General features: G+C 61.5%; 23 protein-coding genes. 12 read left to right on the top strand and 11 right to left on the bottom strand.

Annotation, left to right across the window (positions count from 1 at the left end; translation table 11 throughout):
• Positions 1 to 117: 117 nt before the first annotated feature.
• Positions 118 to 822: a succinate dehydrogenase cytochrome b subunit gene (locus tag ACILSO_RS29185; RefSeq protein ID WP_395741023.1), complete on the bottom strand. Its 705-nt coding sequence runs from the start codon at positions 820 to 822 to the stop codon at positions 118 to 120.
• A 381-nt stretch (positions 823 to 1,203) separates the two neighbouring features.
• Here ACILSO_RS29185 and ACILSO_RS29180 point away from each other — a divergent pair, with 381 nt between their 5' ends.
• Positions 1,204 to 1,623 carry a hypothetical protein gene (locus ACILSO_RS29180; RefSeq protein WP_395741022.1) on the top strand — a complete coding sequence of 140 codons (420 nt, stop codon included), beginning with the start codon at positions 1,204 to 1,206 and terminating at the stop codon, positions 1,621 to 1,623.
• 39 nt (positions 1,624 to 1,662) lie between these two features.
• Here ACILSO_RS29180 and ACILSO_RS29175 read toward each other — a convergent pair whose 3' ends face one another.
• The 5 genes from ACILSO_RS29175 to ACILSO_RS29155 all read right to left on the bottom strand — a co-directional run bounded on the left by ACILSO_RS29175 (position 1,663) and on the right by ACILSO_RS29155 (position 9,513).
• Complete coding sequence (locus ACILSO_RS29175) at positions 1,663 to 2,709, bottom strand: hypothetical protein (protein WP_395741021.1); 1,047 nt, start codon at positions 2,707 to 2,709, stop codon at positions 1,663 to 1,665.
• A complete protein-coding gene (locus tag ACILSO_RS29170) occupies positions 2,699 to 4,378 on the bottom strand; it encodes an Hsp70 family protein (protein WP_395741020.1) in 1,680 nt (559 codons plus the stop codon). The genes ACILSO_RS29175 and ACILSO_RS29170 overlap by 11 nt, the downstream gene beginning before the upstream one ends.
• Positions 4,379 to 5,093: 715 nt before the next feature.
• The gene (locus ACILSO_RS29165; RefSeq protein WP_395741019.1) at positions 5,094 to 6,239 is read right to left on the bottom strand and encodes a thiolase family protein; all 1,146 of its coding nucleotides are present in this window, start codon (positions 6,237 to 6,239) and stop codon (positions 5,094 to 5,096) included.
• Between the two features lie 309 nt (positions 6,240 to 6,548).
• A complete protein-coding gene (locus tag ACILSO_RS29160) occupies positions 6,549 to 8,096 on the bottom strand; it encodes an acyl CoA:acetate/3-ketoacid CoA transferase (RefSeq protein WP_395741018.1) in 1,548 nt (515 codons plus the stop codon).
• Between the two features lie 658 nt (positions 8,097 to 8,754).
• Positions 8,755 to 9,513 (bottom strand): SDR family oxidoreductase, encoded by a 759-nt coding sequence (locus ACILSO_RS29155; RefSeq protein ID WP_395741017.1) that lies wholly within the window; start codon positions 9,511 to 9,513, stop codon positions 8,755 to 8,757.
• Between the two features lie 97 nt (positions 9,514 to 9,610).
• Between ACILSO_RS29155 and ACILSO_RS29150 the strand changes: the two genes are divergently transcribed.
• The 3 genes from ACILSO_RS29150 to ACILSO_RS29140 are packed head-to-tail and all read left to right on the top strand — an operon-like array spanning position 9,611 to position 10,594.
• The gene (locus ACILSO_RS29150; protein WP_395741016.1) at positions 9,611 to 9,988 is read left to right on the top strand and encodes a VOC family protein; all 378 of its coding nucleotides are present in this window, start codon (positions 9,611 to 9,613) and stop codon (positions 9,986 to 9,988) included.
• Between the two features lie 18 nt (positions 9,989 to 10,006).
• Positions 10,007 to 10,285, top strand: coding sequence for a BrnT family toxin (locus tag ACILSO_RS29145; RefSeq protein WP_395741015.1), 279 nt, complete (start codon positions 10,007 to 10,009; stop codon positions 10,283 to 10,285).
• Between the two features lie 18 nt (positions 10,286 to 10,303).
• Positions 10,304 to 10,594: a CopG family antitoxin gene (locus ACILSO_RS29140; protein WP_395741014.1), complete on the top strand. Its 291-nt coding sequence runs from the start codon at positions 10,304 to 10,306 to the stop codon at positions 10,592 to 10,594.
• A gap of 137 nt (positions 10,595 to 10,731) precedes the next feature.
• Here ACILSO_RS29140 and ACILSO_RS29135 read toward each other — a convergent pair whose 3' ends face one another.
• A complete protein-coding gene (locus ACILSO_RS29135; RefSeq protein WP_395741013.1) occupies positions 10,732 to 11,007 on the bottom strand; it encodes an HU family DNA-binding protein in 276 nt (91 codons plus the stop codon).
• A gap of 119 nt (positions 11,008 to 11,126) precedes the next feature.
• On the opposite strand from ACILSO_RS29135, the gene ACILSO_RS29130 reads away from it, so the two are divergent.
• The gene (locus ACILSO_RS29130) at positions 11,127 to 11,693 is read left to right on the top strand and encodes a gamma carbonic anhydrase family protein (RefSeq protein WP_395741012.1); all 567 of its coding nucleotides are present in this window, start codon (positions 11,127 to 11,129) and stop codon (positions 11,691 to 11,693) included.
• A 55-nt stretch (positions 11,694 to 11,748) separates the two neighbouring features.
• Positions 11,749 to 12,393, top strand: a complete 645-nt coding sequence (locus tag ACILSO_RS29125) for a bifunctional nuclease family protein (RefSeq protein WP_395741011.1) — start codon at positions 11,749 to 11,751, stop codon at positions 12,391 to 12,393.
• Between the two features lie 401 nt (positions 12,394 to 12,794).
• Here the strand turns inward: ACILSO_RS29125 and ACILSO_RS29120 are convergent, their stop codons facing one another.
• The 3 genes from ACILSO_RS29120 to ACILSO_RS29110 form a co-directional block, all read right to left on the bottom strand.
• A complete protein-coding gene (locus tag ACILSO_RS29120) occupies positions 12,795 to 15,131 on the bottom strand; it encodes a tetratricopeptide repeat protein (protein ID WP_395741010.1) in 2,337 nt (778 codons plus the stop codon).
• Positions 15,132 to 15,182: 51 nt separating this feature from the next.
• The gene (locus ACILSO_RS29115) at positions 15,183 to 16,688 is read right to left on the bottom strand and encodes an OmpA family protein (RefSeq protein ID WP_395741009.1); all 1,506 of its coding nucleotides are present in this window, start codon (positions 16,686 to 16,688) and stop codon (positions 15,183 to 15,185) included.
• Positions 16,689 to 16,953: 265 nt separating this feature from the next.
• Positions 16,954 to 17,808: a M23 family metallopeptidase gene (locus tag ACILSO_RS29110; protein WP_395741008.1), complete on the bottom strand. Its 855-nt coding sequence runs from the start codon at positions 17,806 to 17,808 to the stop codon at positions 16,954 to 16,956.
• Between the two features lie 257 nt (positions 17,809 to 18,065).
• Here ACILSO_RS29110 and ACILSO_RS29105 point away from each other — a divergent pair, with 257 nt between their 5' ends.
• From ACILSO_RS29105 to ACILSO_RS29090, 4 genes are all read left to right on the top strand, one after another.
• Complete coding sequence (locus ACILSO_RS29105; protein WP_395741007.1) at positions 18,066 to 18,869, top strand: undecaprenyl-diphosphate phosphatase; 804 nt, start codon at positions 18,066 to 18,068, stop codon at positions 18,867 to 18,869.
• A 2-nt stretch (positions 18,870 to 18,871) separates the two neighbouring features.
• Positions 18,872 to 19,447, top strand: coding sequence for a DUF2062 domain-containing protein (locus ACILSO_RS29100; protein WP_395741006.1), 576 nt, complete (start codon positions 18,872 to 18,874; stop codon positions 19,445 to 19,447).
• 477 nt (positions 19,448 to 19,924) lie between these two features.
• Positions 19,925 to 20,410, top strand: a complete 486-nt coding sequence (locus ACILSO_RS29095) for a TPR end-of-group domain-containing protein (protein ID WP_395741005.1) — start codon at positions 19,925 to 19,927, stop codon at positions 20,408 to 20,410.
• Positions 20,407 to 21,582 (top strand): serine hydrolase domain-containing protein, encoded by a 1,176-nt coding sequence (locus tag ACILSO_RS29090; protein WP_395741004.1) that lies wholly within the window; start codon positions 20,407 to 20,409, stop codon positions 21,580 to 21,582. The genes ACILSO_RS29095 and ACILSO_RS29090 overlap by 4 nt, the downstream gene beginning before the upstream one ends.
• Positions 21,583 to 21,653: 71 nt before the next feature.
• Here ACILSO_RS29090 and ACILSO_RS29085 read toward each other — a convergent pair whose 3' ends face one another.
• Positions 21,654 to 22,826, bottom strand: coding sequence for a right-handed parallel beta-helix repeat-containing protein (locus ACILSO_RS29085; RefSeq protein ID WP_395741003.1), 1,173 nt, complete (start codon positions 22,824 to 22,826; stop codon positions 21,654 to 21,656).
• A 72-nt stretch (positions 22,827 to 22,898) separates the two neighbouring features.
• Between ACILSO_RS29085 and ACILSO_RS29080 the strand changes: the two genes are divergently transcribed.
• Together ACILSO_RS29080 and ACILSO_RS29075 are read left to right on the top strand one after the other, a co-directional pair.
• Entirely contained in the window at positions 22,899 to 23,054 is a 156-nt protein-coding gene (locus ACILSO_RS29080) for a hypothetical protein (protein WP_395741002.1), read from the top strand.
• The gene (locus ACILSO_RS29075; protein WP_395741001.1) at positions 23,051 to 24,562 is read left to right on the top strand and encodes an arylsulfatase; all 1,512 of its coding nucleotides are present in this window, start codon (positions 23,051 to 23,053) and stop codon (positions 24,560 to 24,562) included. The genes ACILSO_RS29080 and ACILSO_RS29075 overlap by 4 nt, the downstream gene beginning before the upstream one ends.
• Positions 24,563 to 25,000 lie beyond the last annotated feature (438 nt).

Here is a 25,000-nt window from a genome sequence, read left to right as displayed (position 1 = left end):
GAGCTTGGAGTCCTGCTTGTGCTTGGACCACTTCATGGCCATCGGGCCGGAGGGGATGTTTGAATTGAGGGACATGACGTTGAAAGTTCGAAGGGGGAAGGCGGGATGACGAATGAATCAGCGTCCGTAGTGGAAGAAGTAGATGGCGACGGGGATGGAGCAGTTGCCGATGAGGATGAGGCCGGCGAAGAGGTAGCCGAGCTTTTTGAAGAGGGTCTCTGATTTGTCTGTGGAGATGCCGAGGGTCTGGAAGAGGCTGCTGAAGCCGTGGCTGAGGTGGCTGGTGAGGAGCACCATGGCGATGATGTAGAAGAGCACCGCGGGGAACCAGGAGAAGCCGGCGATGACCATGCGATAGACGTCGTGCACGGTGTGGCCTTCGAGGGTGGTCTTGTAGGTGCCGTAGTCGTTGCCGGCGTGGATGGTGAAGTGGAGGAGGTGGTAAACGATGAAGGCGAGGATGGTGAGGCCGCTCCAGATCATGATGCGGGAGGAGGTGCTGGAGACCTGGGCTTTGTGCTGGGCGTAGGCGTCTTTGCGTGCGGCGCGGTTGGCGGCGGTGAGGGAGACGGTGGCGACGATGTGAATGACCACGGCGGCGAGGAGGCCGAGGCGGGCGATCCAGACGCCGCCGCCATGGAGCATGGTCTGGAGCATGTGGCCGTATTCATTGATGGCGTCTTTGCCGACGAAGATCAGGAGGTTGCCGATCATGTGGCCGATGACGAAGCCGAAGAGGATGAGGCCGGTCAGGGCGACGAGAATCTTCTTGCCGATGGAGGAGGCGTAAAATCGCGAAAGGGAGTCAAAAACTGCGCTCATGTGGGGAGGTTCATCATGAACATACGATGGGGCTGCGCAAGGGAAGCGTGCATTTTTCCTCGGGAAGAGGTGATGCGAACGGGTCTCAATGGAGGAGTGTAGGCGGGATGCCGATTTGGGGGAGACTGGGAGTGACGGAGTGGTGGAATGATGGCCTACGGAATATGCGGAAGAGGCGGGATGAAGGCAGCGTGCGGAATGGACGGGGATTGACGTGGGGTTTGGGGTTTTGGGGTTGGGAGGAGGGAATGAGGGTAGAAAAATTAGGGGTAGAAAAATTTCAGAGGGGGGAGGTGGCGGCCTCGGGGCGAGGTCATTGACTTTATGAATTTTGCCAACACTCAGGACGTTCTCTACATCCTCTACAACCCTTGATAACAAATGCTAACGAAGCAGGAACTCATCGGCATTGCTGTTGCAATGACGAGGTCGAACCAACTTGCGGCTTTAAATGATCCGAGTTTTCCGAGCAACGAAATGTGTCTGCGTGGAGATGCTCCGCTTTTCCGGCGCATGGTGGCTATTGCCGAAGAACTTTACGACGGCTTTGACTACGCGCGGACGCCGGAGTCTTTGAAGTCTTTGAAGGGCAGGTCAGAAGCTTACAAGGCGATGCGGTTGAAGATGCTCACGCCAGTGAAGAAGGAGGAACTTCTCAAGCGTTTTAGCGATGCCGTGGCTCGCATCCTTGAATCCGATGAGGCATTTGAATTGACCGAGTCAGTCAAACACGAGCGGTTGAAGGAACTTCGGACACTCTTGCTAGAGGTATCCAACGTTTCTGGTGCTTCAGTTGTGTGATAAATGAACCTGCAGCGTATGGAGCTGATGTAGCGAACGCTAGCGGAGGAGGGACTCGGCGAGGGTTTTGAGTTCCTGCCAGGACTGGGGGCTGAGCTTTTGGTTGAGAATGGCGAGGCCGGGCCATTGGGGGCCGCAGTAGCGGAGGAGGGCGATGACCATGTCTCGGGAGATGATTTCCTTCCAGGGCTTCTCGGCTTCGCCGTGGCGGAGGACTTCGACCCAGGGGATTTTGTATTGCTGGGGCAGAGGGCCGACGAGGCGGCCGAGCATGGTTTCGAAATCGACGCGGGCGGCGAGTTCGTTGCGCTGGGAGGTAGGGAGGCGGGGGAAGGCGCGCTGGGCGAAGCGGGCGGCCTGCTCGGGATTCCACGCGCCGAGGGCGATGGCGGTGACGACCATGGCCATGGCGCCGATTTCTGAGTCAACGAGCTGGCGCTGGCGATTGAGGGAGACGCAGAATTCATCGAGGCGTTTGGCATCGCCCTGCCGGCTCCAGAGGTCGGTGACGAGGCGGAGGAGGCGCATCTCGCCATGCTGCAGATGGCCGAGGAGGCGCTCGTCGGTGCAGGCGTCTGCGAGGAGGGGGATGCAGCCGGCGAAGACTTCGATGAAGAGGAGCCAGCGGCTTTCTTTTTCGATGTCGTGCTTATCTGCGAGCTCTTCGTAGGCGGCCCAGGCGATGCGGACTTTTTGGCGGACTTTGGAGACGACGGCGATGCGGAGGGACTGGAGGGCGTCTTTGACTTCGGCGGGAATCTCCGGGGCGGGCTGAGGGGGAGGTGGCGGAGGTGTGGGAGATGGTGCGGGTGCCGTGGATGAGTCTGCGGGTGTGGGCGCGGCGTCTTGCTCTGATGGATTGGATGGGCCTAATGGAACGAGGGGCGGGGCGATGGGGCCGCCTTTGAGGAGGATCTGTGCGGCCTCGTAAGCGGCGCGGAGGCGCATGAAGCCGGCGGGGTCTTGATCGGGGCGATTGGTCTTGAGGAGGCGGGCGTAGGCGCGCTTGACCTCGGGGAGGGAGGCGGTGGTGGCGTCGAGCTCGAGCACTGCCCAGGGATCGTCCGCGGAGGAATCAGTCTTCATTGGCAAAGTAGGGGCGCATGAAGGCATCGAGGCGCATGGCGGCGGTGGCGATGATTTTTGAGTCCTGGGTTTCGAGGGCGGACTCGAAGATGTCGAGTTCCTGGCTGAGGCTGTCGCGTAGGACGCCGACGAGTTCGGCGAAGAGGCGCTGGGCGCGTTCGAGGCGGGCGCGGTTGGCGGGGGCTTCGCGGGGGTGGACTTTGAGAGGGGTGAGCTTGCGGAGGGCTTCGGCGATCTGCTCGCGGCTCATGGTGCCGGGGCGCTGCTCGAAGACTTCGGTGAGTTTTTTCTGAGTGGTGCGGATGGTGACCTCGACCTCGAGGATTCCATTCATGTCGTAGGTGAAGCGGACGTCGAAGGTGCCGCCGTCCTTTTGCTCTGGCGTGCAACGCAGGCCGGGGATGCGCAACTGGCCGATGAGGTGATTGTCCTTGGTGAGGCGGCTCTCTCCCTGATAGACCTTCAGCAGGGCCTCATCCTGCTGCGGATGCATGGTGTAGTAGGTGCGGATGCGGCTGACGGGGACGGTGGTATTGCGGTCGAGGATGGGATCGAAGTAACCGGGCTGGGAATGGCCGGGGAGGAGGGCTTTGGCAACTTCGACGCCCAATGAGTGCGGGCAGACATCGGTGAGGACGAGGTCTTTGACGGCGGAGCCGCCGGCGCAAAGGGCCTGCTGCACGGCGGCGCCGAGGGCGACGACGCGGTCGGGATCGAGACTGCGCTGGGCTTCCTGGCCGAGATCTCGCAAGACCATTTCCTGCACGGCGGGCATGCGGCTGGCACCGCCGACGAGGAGGACGGCCTCGATCTGCTTTGGGGTGAGCTGGGCGTCATTGAGGGCGCGGCGGACGGCGGGCCAGAGGCGTGCGGTGATGTGCTTGGTGGCCTCGATGAAATCGGTGCGTGTCACGGGGGCGTTTTTGTCGCCGATTTGGAGGTCCACCGTTTCTTCGGTGGTGAGCTTGCGCTTGAGGTGCTCGAGGGTGTTGCGCCATTTCATCTGCTGATCGGCGGGGGCGGTGTAGCCGAGTTCTTTGGTGACCCAGGCGGTGAAGGCGTCTGTGTAGTCTTCGCCGCCGAGGCGGCCGTCTCCGGAGGAGGCTTTGACTTCGACGACGCCGTCGAAGCATTCGAGGACGGTGACGTCGAAGGTGCCGCCGCCGAGGTCGAAGACGAGGAGGGTGCTGAGGTCGTCCTGGCGATTGAAGCCGTAGGCGAGGGCTGCGGCGGTGGGTTCATTGAGGAGGCGCTCGACTTTGAGGCCGGCGATCTTGGCGGCATCGACGGTGGCCTGGCGCTGCTGGTCGTGGAAGTAGGCGGGGACGGTGATGACGGAGGAGGTGATCTCGCGGCCAAGCTGAAGCTCGGCGATGCGCTTCATCTCGCGCAAGATGAGGGCGGAGCATTCGACGGGCGTCCAGCGGCGGCCGCCGAAGTGGTAGCCGGCGGTGGTGCCCATGTCGCGCTTGAAGAAGGCGCGGCCGGAGTCGGGGGCGGTGATGAGGCGATCGCGCGCGGCACGGCCGACGAGGATGGTGCCGTCTTCGGCGACGGCGACGACGGAGGGGGTGAGGTCTTCGCCGAGTTCATTGGAGATAACGCGGGGGCCGGTGTCATCGCACACGGCGACGAGGCTGTTGGTGGTTCCGAGGTCGATTCCGATCATGCGAAGGTTTTTTAGACGAGAGAGGGTAGAGGGGTCAACTGGGGAAGTGAGTTGGTGAGCCAGTAAACCGGTGAGTCGGTGAGCCAGTAAACCGGTGAGTCGGTGAGCTTAAAAAGATGCCGGGGTTTTAGAACATGAATGGCGCTCGGTTAAGCGGAAGCTTTTTGTTTTTAACGTTCCGGAAAAAGGGCAAAAAGATTAGGGGTAAAAAAATTCCCAAACCTCTGAGGTTGAGTTTTGCGCCTTCATTTTTGTAGGCCCTGGTATTCGAGAGAAATTGCCTGGAGTGCCATTCATGACTGGCATGAATGGCACTCGGTTAAGGGTATTCATGGTGGATTTTGGCAGCCAGTGGACGCAAGCTGCAGCGGAGGGGCGCTGAGGACGCTGCTGGTGGGCGCGAGGTGATATGAAATCGCTGGGTTTGCTGCCCATGCTGATGGTGCACTGACCCAGGGCGGCGCTCGCCGAGGCTCGCTTTGCCCTGGGCTGCGATAGGCCGCACCTTTGGTGCTTAAAACCAGGAGGTAATGCGGATGATACCCGCCTTAACCGCATGCTATTCATGCCGGAGATTTAGAAAACGGAGAGGCTGAGAGGTGGATGCAGGTCTGCTGCATGGGCTTTCCACCTGAGCGGTGGATTGCTAGGGGGGGCGGCAGGGAGGAGGAGGCGGAGTAAGAGGAGGAAGATTGGCGGGACTGTGGGGGGCTTGTTAGCTGGTTAGTTCGATGGCCATGGCGATGCCCATGCCGCCGCCGATGCAGAGGGAGGCGATGCCGCGGCGGAGGTTGTTGTCTTCGAGGTGGTGCAACAAGGTGACGAGGACGCGGGCGCCGCTGGCGCCGATGGGGTGGCCGAGGGCGATGGCACCGCCGCGGGGGTTGAGCTTGGTGGTGTCCAAGTTCAGTTCTTTGGCGCAGCCGAGGGCCTGGACGGCGAAGGCTTCGTTGATTTCGATGGCGTCGATTTCGCTGAGGTTCCAGCCGGTGAGGGTGCAGAGTTTTTTGATGGCGCCGACGGGGCCGAGGCCCATGAGGGCGGGATCGCAACCGACAGCGGCGCTGGCGATGATGCGGGCGCGGGGTGTGAGGCCGTGGCGGGTGATGGCTGCTTCACTGGCGAGGAGGGCGAGGGCGGCGCCGTCGTTGATGCCGGAGGCGTTGCCGGGGGTGACGGTGCCGTCTTTGCGGAAGGCGGGCTTGAGTTTGGCGAGGGATTCGACGGTGGTGTCGGCGCGTGGGTGCTCGTCGGCGGTGACATCGCCGATGGGGATGATCTCGCGGGCGAAGGCGGTGCGGCTGGCGGCGACGCGGCTTTGGCTGAGGGCGGCGAAGGTGTCCTGCTCGACGCGGGTGATGGCGTGTTTGTCGGCGATGCGTTCGGCGGTTTCGCCCATGCCGATTTTGAGGAGGGGATCGGTGAGGCCATCGACGAACATGGCGTCTTGCAGGGAGGAGTCGCCGAGCTTTTTGCCGAAGCGGAGGTCGGTGGCGTAGTGGGGGGCGCGGCTCATGACTTCGACGCCGCCGGCGAGAATGAGATCGCTTTCACCGGAGCGGATGGAGTCGGCGGCGAGGGCGATGGCTTTGAGGGAGGAGCCGCAGGCCATGTTGACGGTGTAGGCGGGGACTTCCTGGGGGATGCCGAGCTTGAGGCTGATCTGGCGTGCGACGTTCATGCCGGCACCTGCTTGAAGAACCTGGCCGAGGATGACCTGCTGGATGTGCGGGCGCAGTTCCTGTGGAAGCATGGTATTTCCTAATGCATGGCCAAGGTCCGCTGGGGAGAGGTCTTTGAGGCCGCCGCCGAAACGGCCGATGGGGGTGCGGCGGGCGTCGATGAGGTAGATGGGGGGCATGGGGAGTGAGGAGGTGGGGAGCGATCAGATGGGGAGACAGTTGGACAACGAGACGGTGGAGTGATGAGGCGGCGGCGAGGGGGACGTTCGGTTTTGCCGCAGAGGAGCAAAGGAGCAGAGGAGCAGAGGAGCAGAGGGGGCGGAGTTTTTGAATGGCCTACGGAATACGCGGAACAACACGGAAGGCGGAGGAGGAATCAGAAGGATAGGAGCGACGTGGAACCATTCGATGGCTGGATGTTTATCGTGGTGGATGTCGGGGGTGACTCAAGGTGAGGTGGCGAAGTGGCGAAGTGGCTGGTTCCCCCCTCACCCTAACCCTCTCCCCGGAGAGAATGATGGACAGGTGTTGTGCATCAGGGGCGGGGAGAGGGGAACTGATTTGGCTGCTTGGGATTTACCGACATCCAATGTCTGCGACGCTGATGAGGGGGGAAATTCCATTTTGGCGAGGATGTCTGATTGGAGGTCGAGGCCTTCGGTGATTTCGATGAGGCGGAGGCCGTGGGGGGTGAGTTCGAAGACGGCGCGTTCGGTGACGTAGAGGACTTGCTGGCCGTTGCGGATGGCGGTGGGGCCGTGGAAGCAGACGTGCTGGATTTTTTGCACGAACTTGGGCTGGCCTTTGGCTTCGAAGGTGCAGCAGAAGATGAGGCGGCGGGCGCCTTGGGCGATATTGACGAAGCCGCCGACGCCGGCGAAGCGGCCGGCGAAGCTGGCGACATTGACGCTGCCTTCGGCATCGATTTCGACGGCGCCGAGGACGCCGATGTCGAGGCCGCCGCCGTCGTAGAAGTCGAACTGGGCGGGCTGGTCGATGATGGCCTCTGGGAAGTGGCTGCAGCCGAAGCTGAGGCCGGAGGCGGGGACGCCGCCGGTGGGGCCGCTTTCGACGGTGAGGGTGAACTCGTGGAGGCGACCGGTTTCGGCGGCGACCATGGCGACGGCTTCGGGGAGGCCGATGCCGAGATTGACGATGTCGCCAGCACGGACTTCCTGCAATGCGCGCGCGCCGATGCGTTTGCGATCGGACTCTGGCATGACGGGCAGGGTGAAGGAGCCGGGGCTGGTGACGACGAAGTCTTCGATGAAGGATTCGCCGAAGGTTTGATCGTGATGCAGGCCGCCGGAGGTGACGATGTAGTCAACCAGGATGCCGGGGATGCGGACGGACTTGGGGTCGGGGATTTGATCGACGATGGATTCGACCTGGGCGATGACGATGCCGCCGTGGTTTTTGGCGGCCTGGGCCATGGGGAGGACTTCGCTGATGATGCCTTCGCCTTCCATGCTGAGATTGCCGCGCGGGTCGGCATAGGTGGCGCGGATGAGGGCGACATGGATGGGCATGTATTTGTAGCGCAGCCATGTCTCGCCATCGAGCTGCATGCGCTCGACGAGTGGCTCGGTGGTGCGGGCGTTGAGCATGCCGCCGCTGTGAATGGGATCGACGAAGGTATTGAGGCCGACTTTGGTGATGAGGCCGGGGCGCTTGGCGGCGATCTCTCGGGTGAGGACGGAGAGGACGCCTTGGGGCAAGTTGTAGGCTTCGACGGAATTGGCGAGTGCGAGCGAGCCGAGCTTGGGCGCGAGATTCCAATGGCCGCCGACGATGCGTTTGAGCAGGCCGGCGTGGGCGAGGTGGTTCAAGCCGCGCACGCAGCGATCTCCCTGGCCGGCGCAGTAGTAGAGGGTCAGGTCTGTGGGGGTGCCTGTCTGGAGGAAGCGGCGCTCAAGGGCGAGGGTGAGCATTTCCGGATGACCGGAGCCGACGAAGCCGCTGACGGCGACGGTGGAGCCGCTGGGGATGGCGGCGATGGCTTCGTCAGCGGAGGCGAGGAGTGCGGGGGCGCGCATGTTTCAGTGACTGCGGAGGCTAAGGAGAACGGATTTAACACCGCGAGAGATTAGAAGACCGCAGAGATGAGTTTTGATGTTGGAGGCGGAGGTAAGGGGGCTCGGGGGATAGGGCGAATGGTTCAATGAAAGCGATGAATGCCTGCGGTGCAGCAGTGCGGCGGGACACGGTGCGAACGCTGCTGGAACCCGGCGTGGTGTGGCGGAGTGATGGGTTTGCTGCCCCGGAATTTGCGTGGGTGCCCCTAGGGCTTGCTCGTTCCTCGCTGCGCCCTGGGCTGAATCCGACGCCCCGTTGGGGCTGGTGTTTGGCGGGCGTTTGAGGCGGGAAGAGCATCGACCGGTTTTCAATAGCTTGTGGTATGATTTGCACCGCAGAGCACCTGAACTCAAGGCGGCTTGATTGTGGGCAGGAGAGTAATGGCGAGGGGGATTTGGAGGCCGCGTGTGAGAAGAAGGCTTCCAGATTCCGGCTAAAGCCGGTACTACAATACTGATGATGGCTGGTTTGAATTTTGGGTGATGCGAGGGGGCGGAGCGGGATGAAGCCCGAACTATACGTACTCAGACAGGCTACAGGAGCTGCGGAGATGGGGCAGCGTGAATCGTTTCCGGGAGGAGGAGTAGGAGTAAGAGGAGGAGGAAGATTGGCGGGGGATCAGCCGCGCCAGCCGCCGTTGATTTCGAGGGTTTGGCCGGTGATATAGCTTGAGAGGGGGGAGCAGAGGAAGAGGACGACGTTGGCGACTTCTTCGGTGGTGCCGAAGCGGGCGAGGGGGACGTTTTTGATCATCTCGGCGCGGACGTTTTCGGGGATGGTGGCGGCCATGGAGGTATCGATGACGCCGGGGGCGATGGCGTTGGCGCGGATCTGACGGCGGGCGGCTTCGCGGCTGAGGACGCGCATCATGGCCTGCACGCCTGATTTGGCGGCGGCGTAGTTGGCCTGGCCGAAGAAGCCCTGGATGGCGGCGATGCTGCCGAAGCTGACGATGGCGCCGTGATCGCGCATGATTTCGAGGGCGTATTTGCAGCAGTAGAAGACGCCGGAGAGATTGACATCGATGACGGCATCCCATTCATCGAGGCCCATCTTGGCGATGGTGCGGTCTTTGATGATGGCGGCGTTGTTGATGAGGAAATCGAGACCGCCATGGCGGGCCTGGATTTCTCCCATCATGGCCTGGACCTGGGCGGGATTGGCGACGTCCGCGGGGAAGACGCTGGCGCTGTCTGTGCGGAGGAGATTGAGTTCGTCGGCGAGGGCCTGGGCATCGAGGGTGGTGCCGGGGGTGCCGAGGTGATTGATGACGACGGTGGCGCCTGCGTGGTGGAAGGTGCGGGCGACCTGGGCGCCGATGCCCTGGGACGCGCCGGTGATGAGGGCGATTTTGCCGGTGAGATTGATCGAGATCATGGTGAGTTTTTACGGGACGGTGCGGATGACATCAAGCTTTCCTCCACAAGGAGGATTATTTGCCACGGGGGGCAGGCTGTGGCATAGACGGAGGATCATGGTCAAAAAACTCCTCCACACCCGGTACCGGGTGAACGATCTCGAAAAAACGATCAGCTTTTACACGCAGGTGCTGGGGCTGAAGGAAGTGCGGCGGCACAAGTCCCCGCGTGGCTCGGAGCTGGTGTTTCTGCAAACGCCGAACAGTGATGAACTGATCGAGATCTGCAGCTTTCCGGCGAGCGGACCGGTGACGTTTTGCAGCGACCTGACTCATCTGGCGTTTGAGGTGGAGAGCATCGAGGAGTTTGCGAAACACTCTGCGGCGCTGGGGTATCCGCTGTCTGACGGACCGACGCCGAGCTCGAGCGGGGTGTTTGCGTTTATTGACGCGCCGGAAGGTTATGAAATAGAACTGATCGAATACCGCAAATAACCCGTTAACAACTATCTCATGGACTTTGACTGGATCGGCGCCGCATTCGACCTCTCCCAACTTCCTCCCAAGGATATTGAGGAGTCGTTTGAGGATCCGTTTTCGATCAAGCTGCTGCCGGACGGGCAGCCTGAGGATTCGGAGGCGAGGTATTACAACCTGGGCAAGTCGCTGCAGGGGAAGCCGGTGTACAGTGTGTTCTGGACGGACGGCAAGCGCTACCGGGTGATCTTTGCACGGCTGATGACGCCGGGAGAGCATGAGTTTTTTGAACGCAAGAAGGCGGAGGACATTTGATTTTTAACTCGCACGATCATGGACACTGCACCTGCTGATTTGAAACCGGTCAAAGCGTGGAAGGACGTGCCTGTCTTTGAATCTGAAGAAGCGGAAGGGAAGTTCTGGGCGACGCATCAGCTGGATGCGAGGCTGATGCTGGCGTCGATCCATCGGGCGGATGTGAGGGAGAGCACGACGATCACGCTGAGGTTTGATCCGCGGATGCTGAGCCGGATCAAGAGGGTGGCGCGGCGGCGGTACCTGAACTACCAGAGCATGATCAAGCAGTGGCTGAGCGAGAGGATGGAGCAGGAACTGAAGGACTAGGGGGGGCTGATTTCACAACGCAGAGATCAGAAGACCGCAGAGAATACTTTCTCAATCAGTGGGCGCTTAGGATTGTAAACTGAGAACTGAAAACTGAGAATTGCAAACTGGCCGGAGGCGGAGGCGGGTGACCTAGATCAAAGGGAGTCTTTGAGGGCGGAGGAGGCGACGAACCGGACGGTCTTGGAGGCTTTGATTTCGACTTCGATTTCGGGTTTGCGGGGATTGCGGCCCATGCGGGCGGCGCGTTCGACGGGCTTGAAGGTGCCGAAGCCGATGAGCTGAACGGGGCCTTTTTTCACGCCTTTGGTGATGGCCTTGAGAACGGCATCGAGGGCCTCCGCGGCGGCGCGCTTGGAAGTGTCACCACCGAGGATTTCCTGCACAGAGTCGATGAGCTGGGCTTTGTTCATGAGAGTGGCTGAGATTCGGGGTTGGATAGAAGGTGAGTCCGTTCCAAGATGGGGAGGCGCGGCGCTTTTTATGGCGTGTCCGCGCCGGTTTCTCAATCATAAAATCTTTTCCTTCAGCCATGTATCCATTAAAGAAATTCTTGCTATCTGAGTCACAACCTGCTGTGGGGGAGGAGGTGTTCATCGCGCCGGGGGCGGTGGTGCTGGGAGCGGTGGAGATGGGGGCGCAGTCGAGCGTGTGGTATGGGGCGGTCTTACGAGGGGATATCAACCGGATCGTGGTGGGAGCGCAGAGCAATGTGCAGGATGGGAGCGTGCTGCATGTGAGCGATGACCACGCCTGTGTGCTGGGTGAGCGGGTGACGGTGGGACACCGGGCGGTGGTGCATGCGTGCACGGTGGGAGACGAGGTGCTGGTGGGGATGGGCGCGATCATTCTGGACGGAGCGCAGATCGGCGCGCGCAGCACGATCGCGGCGGGGGCGCTGGTGACGAAGAATACTGTGATACCTGAGGGATCTCTGGTGGTGGGTTCGCCAGCGCGGGTGGTGAGGACGCTGTCTGCGGAGGAGCAGCGGGCTAACGGGCAGCTGGCGCTGAAGTATGTGGAGGTGTCGAGGCGGTATCGAGAAATGGGGCTGGGCGGTGGGGTGGTGGAGGTGCCGAAGACCGCCACTAATGCGTAGAAAAAAACACGGTGTGGGTTGCCATCGGGCAGGGCGGGGCGTTTAATTGGTTCTAATGAACAAGGATGTCATCGAAGTACAGGTGCGGGCGGTGCTGCCGCTGGAGGGGAGCTTTGCTGTCTTCCTGGGAAATGAAGCGAAGGTGTTTGTGATCTACATCGACGAGTCGGTGGGCACGGCGATTTCCATGTTCATGCGGGGAGTCTCGAAGGAGCGGCCGCTGACGCATGATCTGGTGGGGCACCTGCTGCTGGCGTTTGGCGCGAAGGTGGAGCGTGTGGTGATCAACAACATCAACGGCAGCGTGTTTCATGCGCGGCTGATCATTTCAGCAGAGAACGAACTGCAGACGACGCGCAAGGTGATCGAGCTGGATGCGCGGCCGAGTGACAGCATCGCGATGGCGGTGCAGCAAAGCGCGCCGATTTTTGTGGCGAAGAAGGTGTGGGACTCCGTGGAAGACGTGAGCGAGACGCTGGCGCAGATCGAGAAGAAGGGGCTGGAGGCGCAGCAGGCGGCGGAAGCTGCGGAGGAGGAAGGGGATGATGAGGATGAGGATGATATTGAGGAGCTGAGTGATGATGACATCAATTCCATCGCGGGGCTGGAGGCGGGGAAGAGCGATGAGGAGTATGATGATGGGTTTGGAGGGGATGATGACGATGAGGAGGGCGAGGAGTGGAAGAAGGCGGATGGGTAGGGGGTATGATTTACGATTTTTGATTTATGGTTTTGGGACTCGGAGGGGGCGAACTGGCCGTGGGGGCGTAACGGCGGTGGCTGTGCGGGAGGGGGGCGCTGTTTTTGGCCGAGGGATGAAGGGGCAATGGGATAGCTGGAGGTCTGCACCGCCGCAGAGATTCTTCCGGAGTGTGAAATGGGGGGAGGATGGATTCCAGACAATGGACGCCCTGCTTAAGACCGAGTTTTTGGCCTCGGCTGTCCATACGGATGGTGGGGAAATTCTGTGGAGCTCTCGATGAGGACGGAGAGCATGATTGACCCTGCGAAAGCGGTAGCTCCGATGCAGGCTTGCGCCTTGCATCTGCGCGACCGCACTCCAAAACGCTTTCGCGCTGTATGGGGGCTCAGGAGCCGTGGTTAGCGCTGCATGAGGGCGGCGCGGAGTTGCTGGGCTTCGGGATGGGAGGGGGAGATGGTGAGGGTGCGGTTGAGGGCGGAGAGGGCTTCGGGGATGCGGCTTTGCTGGGCGAGGATGGTGGCGCGGGCGTAGGGAATGCCGGGGTCGCGGGGGTTGGCGAGTTCGCCGCGCTGGAGGGCATCGAGGGCACCGGGGATGTCGCCCTGGGCTTTTCTGGCTAGGCCGAGATTGTACCAGGCGCGGGAGAGGGTGGGATCGAGGCGGGTGGCTTCCTGGAGGGACTGGATGACGGCGGGCATGTCGCCGGTTTCGCTGAGGGCGAGGCCGAGTTCGTAGTGATATTGGGCGTGATTGGGGGCTAGCTTGATGGTGTCCCTGAGCTTGGCGATGGCGAGCTGGGTCTGGCCTGTGGTGCTGTACATCATGGCGAGGTCATGATGGAAGGGCGGGGAGTTGGGGTCCCAGCGGATGGCGGTTTCCATGTGCTGGATGGCCGAAGGAACATCGCGGCGGGCGAAGTCGAACTGGGCGAGCTGCATCTGGCCGCTGGGCTGGTCGGCGTTCCAGTGGAGCATGTGCTGGAGGTCTTTGCCGGCGGCGGAGTCGAGGTGGAGGGAGTCGCGCAAGGCCCAGGCGGCGGAGACGCGGACGCTGCGGGAGGGGTCTTTGAGGAGGGGCTCAATGGCGGACTGAACGGAGCCGCTTTGCAGCATGGGTTCGAGGGTGCGGATGGCGCTCTCGCGGACGAGGGGGTGGGGATGCTGAAGCTGGGCGGTGACGGCGGCCTGGACGGTGGGCTGGTCGATCCACTGGTCGAGGAGGAGGGTGGCGGTGGCTTTCCAGTGGGGGATTTCATCGCTGCCGAGGAGATCGACGAGGCCGAAGCGGGCGTCTGAGTCGCCCTGGCGGGCTTTGGCGATGAGGGTGGCGCGGGTGCGGGTTTTGCGGTCCATTTTGGGACCCCACCATTTCTGGGTGGCTTCGAGGGCCCAGTCAGTGGATTTGTCGGTGTGGCATTTGTTGCAGGCGTTCGGGATGTTGAACTGTTTGGTGAGGAGGGGGTCGGGGATGGTGAAGCCGTGGTCGTGGCGGGGGTGGCGCTGCATGTACACGGTCTGCGGCATGTGGCAGTTCACGCATTGGTTTCCGGTGCTGGCGGTCTGGTGGAAGCTGTGGGCCTCGGGCTGAATGGCAGGGGCATTGGGGAAGCCGCCGGCGGTGTGGCAGCGCATGCAGAGCTGGTTGCCGGGCAGGACGGTCTTCATGCTGTGCATGTCGTGGCAGTCCATGCAGCGGACGCCGGCATTGTGCATGCGGCTGCTGAGGAAGGAGCTGTATTCGTAGTCCTCCCCGCGGATCTGGCCGTCTGGATAGAAGGTGTCGGTCTGGTCTGTGATGCTGAGGCGGTAGTGATCCCAGAAGGATTCACCGGGAACGAAATCGCCGGTGATCTCATTGCGGAGGGCGTGGCATCCGGCGCAGTTTTCGATGTGCTGATCGCGGGACCATTTTACCAGGGTGGGGTCTGCTTTCTTGCCGGGGTTGGCGTGCTGCCATTCGTTGTGGGCTTTCATGGGGCCATGGCAGGCTTCGCAGTTCACGGACATCTCGGCCATGGTGGTGCGGTAGGCGTCGGTCTTGGCGTCGTAGTTTTTGCGGAGGCGGGTGTTGTGGCAGGTTGCGCACATCTGATTCCAGACCATGCCGCGGCCGGTCCAGTGGCCCCATTCGCCGGGCTTGCGGTCTTCATTGCCATAGACATTGAACCACTCGTTCTTTTTGGGGTCGAGGCAGGCTTCCATGGCCTGGAGGCGGCCGGTGCCGCTGCCTCCGCTGACGAGGAACTGGCGGAGGGGATCGTGGCCGATGACGCGCTCGACGCGGTAGGGGGTGATCTTGTCTCCGAAACCAAGGGCGATGAGTTCGTAATCGCTGCCGTTTTTGCGAATTTCAGTCGTCTGGGTGCCGTGTTTGAAACTGCGGGCGGGGACGAAGCCGGGATCGTCGAGCCTGGGGTCGGGGTTGCGCTCGGCCATGCCGTGGTGGGAGGACTGCCATTTGGCGAACTGGTCGGCGTGGCATTCGCGGCAGCTTTGGGAGCCGGCGTACTGGGCGAAGGCGGCTTTTTCGTCAGGCATGACGTAGGGCTCGGCCTTGGCGAGGGAGATGACGGCGGCCTTTGGGGCGGGAGCGGGAAGCTGGGTATATCTTTTCTGCGGCCAAAGCGCCCAAGCGACGAGGAGCACCACGCCGACGGCGAGACCACCGATGACCGCCGTCGCATGCCAGGAGGACTGCTGGGGAGGTGGGGAGGCGGGCGGGGTCTTTTTCTTCATGCGTGCGCCAGACTAGGCGGACGCGAGAACGACGCAAGACACGGCAAAGAATCAGAAATCGAGGTAGATCTCGGCGCGGCGGTTGTGGCTGCGGCCTTCGGGGTCGTCGGTGCCGTCGGATTTTTTGTTGGGGCTGAGGGGCTGGGCTTTGCCGAGGCCGGTGGTTTCCACCTGAGCGACGGGGACGCCGAGGGCGGCGAGCTGCTTTTTCACGGCTTCAGCCCGGCCGCGGGAGAGCTGGATGTTGTAGTCCTCGCGGCCTTTTTCATCGGTATGGCCGGCGATGCGGAGTTTTTTGGAGGGGTCAGCCTTCATCACGGCGGCGATGACTTCGAGCTGCTTCAAGGCGCGGGGATGGAGGTCAGCGCTGTCGTATTCGAAGTAGAGGGCTAGGGATTCGCCGCCTTTGGGATTCTTCACGATGGGCGTGTAAGGGACGCCGGTTTTGGCGGCGCTCTTGGCGAAGGAGCCGAGGATGTCGGAGAGATTGAGGCCGACGATCTGCCAGGGCTTGGCGATGTCCGCGCGCTTGAGTTCGAGGCCGAATTCGGTGTTCTGCTGGAGTGACTCCGACTGAACCTGGGCGATGACCCAGGAGACTTCGGGGTTGGCGATGGTGATGATGAGGGGCTTGGCGGGATTGAGGGAGTACTGGCCTTCTTCGAAGACGATGCAGAGGCCGACGAGGCGCTCGACGGGGACTTTTTTGTCGTCCACGAAGTTGCGTGCCGTCTTGAAGTCGTGCTTGAGGAGGTGGCGGACAAAGTCGCTGGCGTAGGCGAGGGCATCGGTGCCGTCCTCGACCGTGAAGAGCTGCTTCATGGGCGCGGCAGCCACGGTGGCTGGCGGGGCGGGGGAAGGAGGGGCGCCGGGCTTGGCGGGGGCGGCGGGCATTGGCGCAGGGGGCTCCACAGCCGTGATGGCGCTGCTCATGGATTTGGGCAGGGTGGCCCTGGCGACCTTCCAGCCCATTTTATCATCGCGCTCCAAGTCGAGCTGGATGCGAACGGTGTCCTGCGAGCCGGGCATGGCGAAGGGAATGGCGATGCGGGTACGGTTTTCGACGAGGCCGAGGAGTTCGACCTGATCCTCCGCGGCGGGCTTGTAACCCATGGCGGCGAGCTTCTGGAAGAGAGCGGCGGCGCCATCGGACTGAGTGTCATCCGAAGCGGCGGCGAGTTTGCCTGCGGCGGCAAAGTCCCCGGTGGCGAGGCTGCGGGCGAGCTGACGGCCGAGATCGAGCGGACGAGCGAAGGCAAAGACGGGAGGGGCCGGCTTGGGCGGAGTGGGAGGTGCGGCCTTTGGCGACGTGGCAGTGGCAGCGGGGGCGGCAGCCGATTTGGCGGCGTCTGAAGACGGATTGGACGTGGTGGAAGAGGAAGAGGCGGACTCTCCGGTGGCGGCCGCGGCGGTCTCATGCCGCTCCTGCATTTTCTTTTTGGTGAATAGGAAGAAGATGGCGGTGCTGAGCACGAGGGCGCCGACGACGATGAGGACAGGCACGAGGCTTCCGCCGTAAACGGATCGGACAGGGTGGGGACGGGGCGGAGTATGCATGGCCGGAAAAAGCTGACCTGTGGGAGCAGCAAAGATGCCACCACGGACGGTGATGAATCAAGGGGTATTATGAGACGGGGATTGCGCGGGACGAGGGATGGCGGGGAGGGAGAGTCCAACGTCAATGCGGCGGGAATTAACCGCGAATTTTTTCGAATGGCGCGGCAAGGAGATTGAGCTTCGGCCCTTGCGCAGCGTGGGACTGAAATAAAACGGTTTTTCCCCAGCGATCTCGATTTCCAGAGCGTGAGATGACCGAGGGGGATCAGCGCTTTTCTTCGGTGGCGGTGGTGGTCTGGCTGGAGCGCATCTTGGCTTTCAGGCGGGACCAGAAGTCGTCGTCCTGCTTAGAGTCGTCCTTGGCGGCTGCGGAGGCACCCTTGAAAGAGGGGACGTCCACGTTGCCGGAGGTGGAGCCATCGCTTCCGGTGTCTGCAAGGGCGCGGCCGTAAGGGGCGAAGTTGTTCACGGGCACGTCGTATTTCTGTGTGCTGGAGGTGAGGACGCGGCGGGCGTTGATGAAGGCGGTGGGGCTGTAATAATTGGACGAATCCCGGGCGAACTGGGAGCGATTCATGCCGATGTGGAGGTTTTTGCGCACTTCGAAATGGAGGTGGACGGCGTACATGCCGTTGTTTCCACCCATGGTGCCGACGAGCTGGCCCTTTTCGACGAGGTCGTGGAGCTTGACCTTGCGCTCGTGGAGGTGGCCGTAGAGGGAGTCCACCATGGCGATTTTGCCGTCGGCCTCGCGGAAGATGTGGCGGACGAGGATGCAGTTGCCCCAGCCGACGCCGATGTTTTGGGAGAAGATGACGACGCCGCGGCCCATGGCATAGATGGGGGCGCCGAGGTCGCTGTCGCCACCGCCGCGGCCGTTCCAGTCTTCTCCGAGGTGGCCGTTGGGCCAGTAGCCGCGGGCTTTGTAGTAGCCGTCGGCGTCGGGCTTGCCGACGGGGAAGTCAAAGCCATCCGCCAGCCTGACACGCAAGGTGGAGCCTGACTGTGCGGCGGCTTGGGAGGTGAAAATGAGGGCGACGCAGGCGCAAAGAAGGAGCCGCCAGCCTGGAAAAGGGCTGGCGCAGCGGGTCGGAAGTGGTTGGGGGGCACAAGCAGGCATGCCGGGAGGGTAAGTCATGCTAGTCCAAATCGGGGCAAAGGCCAGCCTGAAAACCGTCGATGGGGCGGGGAATGTGCGGATTTTCGGGCGTTTCCCCTTGAAGGCCAGTGAAATGGAGGCGGCTGCGGGATGGGGATGACACGTTTTTGACGACCGGTCGTGATGCAAACCCGTGAGTAAAGCGCAGGGGGCTTGCAAACTGCGCCGAGCACCTGAATGTAGGCTTTGCTTCATCCTTTTCACACGCTCCCCCCGCAATGCCCCCCTGGCTCGAGACTATTTTCCTAGGCATCATCGAAGGTGTCACCGAATTCCTGCCCATTTCCTCCACGGGTCACCTGCTGATCCCGCAGAATCTGCACTGGGTGCAGGCTAAGAGCGACCTGTTCAACGTGGTGATCCAGAGCGGAGCGGTGCTGGCCGTGATGGCGGTCTTTACGGAGCGGCTGAAGCAACTGGCGACCACGCTGGGAAGCCCGACAACGCGGAGCTACCTGCTGAAGCTGTTTGTGGCGTTTTTCATCACGGCGGCGGGGGGGCTGGTGATCAAGAAGCTGGGAATCAAGCTGCCGGAGGAGGTGCCGCCGGTGGCGTGGGCGACGCTGATCGGGGGAGTGGTCATTCTGGTGCTGGAGTACCTGCACAAAGGAAAGAAGGGGGTGGAGGACATCTCGTGGACGGTGGTGATCGCCGTGGCGCTGGCGCAACTGCTGGCGGCGGTGTTTCCGGGGACCTCGCGTTCCGGGGCGAGCATCCTGATGGCGCTGGCGTTTGGCGTGTCGCGGCCGGCGGCGACGGAGTTTTCGTTTTTGCTGGGGATCCCCACGCTGATGGCAGCGGGAGCGTTCAAGATTCTGTCTGCGATCAAGGACGGCGAGGCGGGGAACGAGGACTGGGGCATGGTGGTGCTGGGCACGGTGGTGTCCGCCGTGTGCGCCTTCATCGTGGTGAAGTGGCTGATCCGATTTGTGCAGGGGCATACGTTCAACGGTTTCGCGTGGTACCGCATCGCCCTGGGAAGTGCGCTGCTGATCTGGGTCTACAACGGGGGAGGGCACTAGCCATGGTGGCATTTTTTCGGGGCTGGTTTCGCCGTTCGGTGTTTAAGACCATCCGCTTTCTGAAGCATCCGCGGAAGCTGCGGAAGAGCCCGGCCATGAAGTGGTTTGCGCGGCATTTCCTGGACAAACGGGTGTGGAAACCGACGCAGCACACGTTTTCCGGCGGGATGGCGGTGGGCATGTTCATGACGCTGCAACTGCTGCCGATCCAGATGCCGGCTGCGACGATTCTTTCCGCGATTTTCCGGGTGAACATCCCGATCGCGATCGCGCTTTGCTGGCTGAGCAATCCGTTCACGCTGCTGCCGATTGCCTGGGCGGAGTATGTGATCGGGAAATGGTTCCTGGCGTTTTACACGACGGTGCCGACGACGCCGTTTCCGACGCAGCTGCCGGACTCGATGGTGGAGGTGTGGATGGTGCTAAAGGAGCATGCACCGGTGGTGCTTTTCGGCGGGATCATCCTGGGAGCGATCGTCGCGCCTGTGAGCTACGTATTGTCGTGGGGATGCTGGGCGATCGGAGCGCGGATGGAGAAGGCAAAAAAGCTGCGGCAGGTGAAGACGTCTGCGATTTGATGCGGAGGCTATTCGTCAAAGGGGCGTTGTTTTTTGGCAAAGGAATGGGGAGATCAGGGATTTTTAATTCCGCTGATCCGAGGAACTGCCGAACGCCAGGCGGCTGGATAGTGGAACGGTGAGCAACTTCTTTTGTGGTCATGGCGGCGCGTTGGTGGAAGCGTGAAAGAAGCACGGGCAGGCCAGAATTTTGAACCACTCATCGGACACTGATGAAACACTAATGGCAGAGGCCGGAAGTGATCCGGGATGATGAAATCAGCGCTGTCCTTGAGGGGAGGTATCCGGGCCAGAGCCGGTTATGGGTCGCAGAAGGAAGGTGGCATCAACGCGAATGGAGCGCGAGTTTTTGGGAATGGCGGTGGGTGGGAGTTTGTTTTGCGGGGAGGCGAGCGCGCGGGGGACTTGCATCCGTGTTTGAAACAAAAACCTTGTTCCGGCACACGCTTTGCGTTCTCTTTTGGTGCACATGAAAAAATGACGGAAGCCGAACGCAGGATCATCGCCGCCCAGGGCTATGTGGAACTGGGTCTCTATGAAGAGGCTCGGGTGGAGCTTTCGCCGCTGCCGGCGGAAATGCATGGACGGGTGGACGTGATCGAGATCACGCTGCTGTGCCTGATGGGGGCGACGAAGTGGGCGGAGGCACTGGCGCTGGCCACGCGCTTGTGCGCTCAGGAGCCGATGGAGCCGGGAGGATTTATCCATGCGGCCTTTTGCCTGCATGAGCTGGGGCGCACGGAGGAGGCGGTGGATGTGCTTTCCCGCGGGCCTGCGACACTGCGGGCGAAGCCGGTGTATTATTACAACATGGGATGCTACCACGCCTGCCTGGGGAATTTGGAGAAATCTCTGGCGTATCTGCAGAGGGCCTTTGAGATGGATGGAGAACTGCGCCAGCACGCGAAGAAGGACCGAGACCTCGACTGCCTGCGTGCTCAACTGGAGTCCCACCACGCATGAGTTCCCCGGCCAGTCCTGCCAGCCTCCAGGCCGTGAGAGCGTGGTTTGAGGAGAGCTTTCGTACGCGCTGGGAGATGGGGGCTTCGGTTTCCATCTGGCAGCATGGGCAGGAGGTGCTGAACCTGGCGCATGGGCATTGTGACCGGGCGCGGACGCGGGAGTGGGACCAGAACACGCTGGTGCCGGTGTGGTCTGCGACAAAGGGGCCGGCGGCGGTGTGCTGCCAGCTGGCATTGGAGGAGGCGGGCATACCGCTGGAGTGCCCGGTGGCAGAGGTGTGGCCGGAGTTTGTGGGAGGCGGCAAGGCGAACGTGGCCTTCATTCATCTGCTCTCCCATACCGCGGGGCTGTGCGCGCTGGATGAGCGGGCGCCGATCTACAACTACGATGCGGTGATCGAGGCGCTGGAACGGCAGCGGCCGCTGTGGGAGCCGGGCACGAAGCAGGGGTACCATGCGCGCACGTTTGGATTTTTGATGGATGAGATCGTGCGGCGGCTGACGGATGCGGAATCTCTGGGCGAGTATTTTCGCGAGGTGTTTGGAAGTCCGATGGGACTGGATTTCTGGATCGGGCTGCCGAGCGCGCAGTGGGAGAGGGTGTCGCCGGTGTATCCGGGAAAGATCAGCATTGCGAACAATGACCAGCCCTTCATCAAGGCCTTCAACACGGGAGGGACGATGACGCAGCGGACCTTCACCTCGCCGCTGGGGCTGAATGCGGTGAGTGATTTTAACCAAAGCGAGACGTGGGCGCGCGGCTACGCCAGCATGGGCGGGGTGGGCAATGCTCGGGGGCTGGCGAAGTTTTACGCCATGCTGGCGCAAGGCGGGCGGTGGAACGGGACGCAGATGATTCCTGAGGCGGTGGTGCGGAGGCTGGAGCAGACGCTGACGCAGGAGAATGACGGGGTGCTGCTGACGCCGATCGCATTTTCAACGGGGATGATGCAGGACCCGATGAACGAAGACCCTGAGTCTGGCGGTGGGAAACTGCGGCAGCATTATGGGCCGAGCCGGCTGGCGTTTGGGCACCCGGGAGCGGGAGGAAGTCTGGCGTTTGCGGATCCGGAGAACGGGATCAGTTTTGCGTATACGATGAACCAGATGGAGGTGGGGGCGCTGCCGGGGGAGAGGGCGGTGGGGCTGGTGCGGGCGCTGTATGGGGGATGAAGGATGCTGGATGCTGGGGCGATAGCACGTAGCGGAGATTTTGGAAGCAGAGGCTGGCAGGATTGCCCGCACTACTGGGAGACGTCGTGGGTGCCTTCCTGGATGAGGATGGGCTTCAAGGTGCTGGCGGTGATTTTGTTGGCCTTCACGATTTGGGATTCGCCGGAGAGGATGATGCCGTTTTTGCCGGAGGAGGTGATTTCGTTTTGGGCGATGGTGTTGGATTTGGTGCCCGTGGCGATCTGGATGGCGTTGCCGAGGGTGCGCTCGAAGGAGTTTTTGACGATGAGATTGCCTTCATTGAGGCCGGAGTGTTTGCACCAGCGCCAGAGATTGATGCCGGTGCCGCAGGCGAGGAATTCATTGCCGGCGACGAGGCACTGCGTGGCGTCGTTGAGCTCCACGCCAATGTGGCTGCGGGTGATGTGATTGTGGGTGGCGACGGACTTCTCGGTGAAGTGGTCGAAGTCGATGGCTTCGTCTGAGGTGTCGCGGATGGTGCAGCCGTCGATCTCGGCGGCTTCCACGGAATAGAGGGCGACGCCGCGGCCGTGGCAGTTCTGAATGTAGCAGCGTGAGATGCGGAGTTTTTTCACCTTGGGGCCGGTGGGGCCTTTTTCATAATCGTACTTTCCGGAGGCGAAGATGGCGCAGAGCTGGGCGTGGCCGCGGATGGGGGGATCGCCTTCGATGCGGCCGCCGTCGAGAGTCAGTTTTTCGATGCGGACTTCTTCGCTGGCACCGCGGATTTCGATGAGATTGGGGGCGTCCTCGTGGCGGATCATGGTGCCGTCGGGAACGGGGAACTTGAGGGGGGCGTCGAGCTGGATGGCGTCTTTTTCGACGGCTTTGACGATGGCGAGGTGGTAGGGCCGGGGCTTTTTGGTGAAGCTGTCGAGTTCGCCATCGGCTTCGATTTTCAAACGCATGCCCGGTTTGAAGCCGCGCTGGGCGGAGACGGGGATGGAGGTGGCGCCGGCGGTGGTGGTGCCGGTGGCGAGGGCGTAGGCGACGGGAGGAAGTTTTAGTACTGTCTCCTCGGCATCGAGACCGATGATGCGGAGTTTTTTGGCGTCGGTGATCTTGAGGCCACGCTCGATGAGATGCTCGCCGGGGGGTATGACGACCTCGCCGCCGCCGGCTTTGATGGCTTCATCGATGTAGCGCTGGAGTTCCGCCTCCGGGAGCGCCTGCGCGGAGTGCAGGACGGCGAAAAAGAGGAGGAGCAGGGCGGAGAATTTCATGGCATGGGAAAGACGGAGCGAGGAGGAAGAAACTCGCTTTTTTAGCGGGATTCGTTTGTTGTGTTTCTTCTCATGCAACTGCTCACACGCCCTGGATTTTATGTCATTGCTCTGCTCATCGCGGTGATGCTGATGCTGACGATGTGGATGAGCTGGAAGCTGGAGGGGCTGCCGAAAAGGAAAGAGGCAAAAGAAAAAGCGCCCTCCGCCGTTTCCCATGGACCATGAAGCAGCTTTTCCTTTTTCTCGTCCTGGCCGTGACGGTGCAGGCGCGCCAGCCGAACATTGTTTTCATCCTGGCGGACGATCTGGGGCCGGGAGACCTGGGCTGCTACGGGCAGAAGATTATCAAGACGCCGAACATCGACCGGATGGCGGCGGAGGGAATGAAGTTTACGCAGATGTACACCGGGAATGCCGTATGTGCGCCTTCGCGCTGCGTGCTGATGAGCGGGCTGCACCCGGGGCATGCGTTCATCCGGGACAACCGGCAGGCGGATGATGCGAAAGGGAAGGCGCATATCGGCAAGCCGGAGCATGAGGGGCAGTTTCCGATTCCCGCAGACACGGTCTTGATTCCGCAGGTGCTGAAGCCTCTGGGGTATGCGACGGGGGGATTTGGCAAGTGGGGACTTGGCGGGCCGGGCTCGACGGGAGAGCCACTGAAGCATGGGTTTGACCGGTGGTTTGGCTACAACTGCCAGGGTGTGGCGCACAATTTCTACCCGACGTATCTTTGGGACAATGATCACACGATCGAGTTGAAGAACCCTCCGTTTCCTGCGGCGGACAAGCTGAAGCCGGATGAGGATCCGACGAAGCCGGAGAGCTATGCGCGATTCAAGGGGAGCGAGTACTCGGCGGATTTGATCGCGGAGCAGGCGCTGAAGTTTGCGCGGGCCAACAAGGACCGGCCCTTCTTTCTCTACTGGCCGACAACGGTGCCGCATGTGGCGCTGCAGGTGCCGGATGATTCGCTGCAGGAGTATGTGGGGAAGTTTGACGATCCGCCGTATCCAGGGGGGAATGGGTACCTGCCGCACTTCAAGCCGAAGGCGGCTTATGCGGCGATGATCACACGAATGGACCGGGAGATCGGGCGGATGCTGGCGCTGATCACGGAGCTGGGTCTGGATGAGGATACGATTTTTGTCTTTGTGAGCGACAACGGGCCGGTGAGCGGGACGCACCAAGGGCTGGCGGGGACGGACTGCGCGTTTTTCAACTCAAGCGAAGGCCGGCGGGATGGGAAGGGAACGCTGTATGAAGGCGGGGTGCGCTCGCCGGGGATCGTGCGGTGGAAGGGGAAGATCACGGCGGGGAGCACGAGCGACCGGGTCTGCGGGTTTGAGGACTGGATGCCGACCCTGCTGGAACTGGCGGGTGCGAAGGGGAAGACTCCGCGGACGGACGGGATCAGCTTTGCGCCGACGCTGCTGGGCGAGAAGCAGGCGGAGCGTGAGTTTTTGTACCGGGAGTTTCCGAGCTACGGCGGGCAGCAGATGCTGCGGATGGGGGAGTGGAAGCTGGTGCGGCGCAATCTGACTGGGAAAGGCAATGCGAAGGCGAAAGCGAAGTCGCCGGGGGCGACGGAGGAATTGTTTGATATCGCCAAAGATCCTGCCGAGACGAAGGACGTGGCGGCGGAGCATCCCGAAATCATTGCCAGGATGAAGACAATCATGGCGTCGCAGCATGTGCCGAGCGCGGACTTTCCGATGAAAGTACTGGATTAAGAGTTTTGTTTATTGCTGGGCGGTTTTACGGCTGTGCACTGCTCTTCAAGAGGAAGGGGACGATGGGGGAACTAAGGGAGTCGATTTTCGAAGAAAAATTAACTCATCGGATCGTTGTTCTTGCAGATGGTTAGGCTAATATCTTAATTTTGTTTAAATAGAATTAAATTCGCTTTTTTTGACCTGCCACCATGCAAATCGTTACTTGCTCTGTACCCACCCTGTTGAGCTGGCAGGAATATATCTTGCGTGCCTGTGTTAAGCGCGTGTTTTGCTTGAGCGAGGTGATTAACGATGATGGAGCGTTTTGCTCAAGACGAGGGCTGGGGCGGGCAAACTTAAACTGAATGACGCTGCAGGGCACCCTGGTGAACAAAGGTTGTGAAGCGAATGATCCAAGCGCCAGCCTGATTAATCTCAAAATTTTAATTAATAGTT

Origin of the sequence: Prosthecobacter sp. (assembly GCF_044226605.1) — a bacterium.
Taxonomy (GTDB): Bacteria; Verrucomicrobiota; Verrucomicrobiia; order Verrucomicrobiales; family Verrucomicrobiaceae; genus Prosthecobacter.
Note: the sequence above shows the minus strand (reverse complement) of the source record. Positions and strands in the feature narration are given on the sequence as shown.

Bases quoted from the DNA above. Each gene is read 5' to 3' on its own strand.
- ACILSO_RS29095 (WP_395741005.1), top strand. From the start codon at position 19,925: ATGACGGAAGCCGAACGCAGGATCATCGCCGCCCAGGGCTATGTGGAA.
- ACILSO_RS29085 (WP_395741003.1), bottom strand. From the start codon at position 22,826: ATGAAATTCTCCGCCCTGCTCCTCCTCTTTTTCGCCGTCCTGCACTCC.
- ACILSO_RS29165 (WP_395741019.1), bottom strand. From the start codon at position 6,239: ATGCCCCCCATCTACCTCATCGACGCCCGCCGCACCCCCATCGGCCGT.
- ACILSO_RS29100 (WP_395741006.1), top strand. From the start codon at position 18,872: ATGGTGGCATTTTTTCGGGGCTGGTTTCGCCGTTCGGTGTTTAAGACC.
- ACILSO_RS29140 (WP_395741014.1), top strand. From the start codon at position 10,304: ATGGACACTGCACCTGCTGATTTGAAACCGGTCAAAGCGTGGAAGGAC.
- ACILSO_RS29075 (WP_395741001.1), top strand. From the start codon at position 23,051: ATGAAGCAGCTTTTCCTTTTTCTCGTCCTGGCCGTGACGGTGCAGGCG.
- ACILSO_RS29080 (WP_395741002.1), top strand. From the start codon at position 22,899: ATGCAACTGCTCACACGCCCTGGATTTTATGTCATTGCTCTGCTCATC.
- ACILSO_RS29155 (WP_395741017.1), bottom strand. From the start codon at position 9,513: ATGATCTCGATCAATCTCACCGGCAAAATCGCCCTCATCACCGGCGCG.
- ACILSO_RS29185 (WP_395741023.1), bottom strand. From the start codon at position 822: ATGAGCGCAGTTTTTGACTCCCTTTCGCGATTTTACGCCTCCTCCATC.
- ACILSO_RS29175 (WP_395741021.1), bottom strand. From the start codon at position 2,709: ATGAAGACTGATTCCTCCGCGGACGATCCCTGGGCAGTGCTCGAGCTC.
- ACILSO_RS29135 (WP_395741013.1), bottom strand. From the start codon at position 11,007: ATGAACAAAGCCCAGCTCATCGACTCTGTGCAGGAAATCCTCGGTGGT.
- ACILSO_RS29120 (WP_395741010.1), bottom strand. From the start codon at position 15,131: ATGAAGAAAAAGACCCCGCCCGCCTCCCCACCTCCCCAGCAGTCCTCC.
- ACILSO_RS29145 (WP_395741015.1), top strand. From the start codon at position 10,007: ATGGACTTTGACTGGATCGGCGCCGCATTCGACCTCTCCCAACTTCCT.
- ACILSO_RS29130 (WP_395741012.1), top strand. From the start codon at position 11,127: ATGTATCCATTAAAGAAATTCTTGCTATCTGAGTCACAACCTGCTGTG.
- ACILSO_RS29170 (WP_395741020.1), bottom strand. From the start codon at position 4,378: ATGATCGGAATCGACCTCGGAACCACCAACAGCCTCGTCGCCGTGTGC.
- ACILSO_RS29115 (WP_395741009.1), bottom strand. From the start codon at position 16,688: ATGCATACTCCGCCCCGTCCCCACCCTGTCCGATCCGTTTACGGCGGA.
- ACILSO_RS29090 (WP_395741004.1), top strand. From the start codon at position 20,407: ATGAGTTCCCCGGCCAGTCCTGCCAGCCTCCAGGCCGTGAGAGCGTGG.
- ACILSO_RS29105 (WP_395741007.1), top strand. From the start codon at position 18,066: ATGCCCCCCTGGCTCGAGACTATTTTCCTAGGCATCATCGAAGGTGTC.
- ACILSO_RS29125 (WP_395741011.1), top strand. From the start codon at position 11,749: ATGAACAAGGATGTCATCGAAGTACAGGTGCGGGCGGTGCTGCCGCTG.
- ACILSO_RS29180 (WP_395741022.1), top strand. From the start codon at position 1,204: ATGCTAACGAAGCAGGAACTCATCGGCATTGCTGTTGCAATGACGAGG.
- ACILSO_RS29110 (WP_395741008.1), bottom strand. From the start codon at position 17,808: ATGCCTGCTTGTGCCCCCCAACCACTTCCGACCCGCTGCGCCAGCCCT.
- ACILSO_RS29160 (WP_395741018.1), bottom strand. From the start codon at position 8,096: ATGCGCGCCCCCGCACTCCTCGCCTCCGCTGACGAAGCCATCGCCGCC.
- ACILSO_RS29150 (WP_395741016.1), top strand. From the start codon at position 9,611: ATGGTCAAAAAACTCCTCCACACCCGGTACCGGGTGAACGATCTCGAA.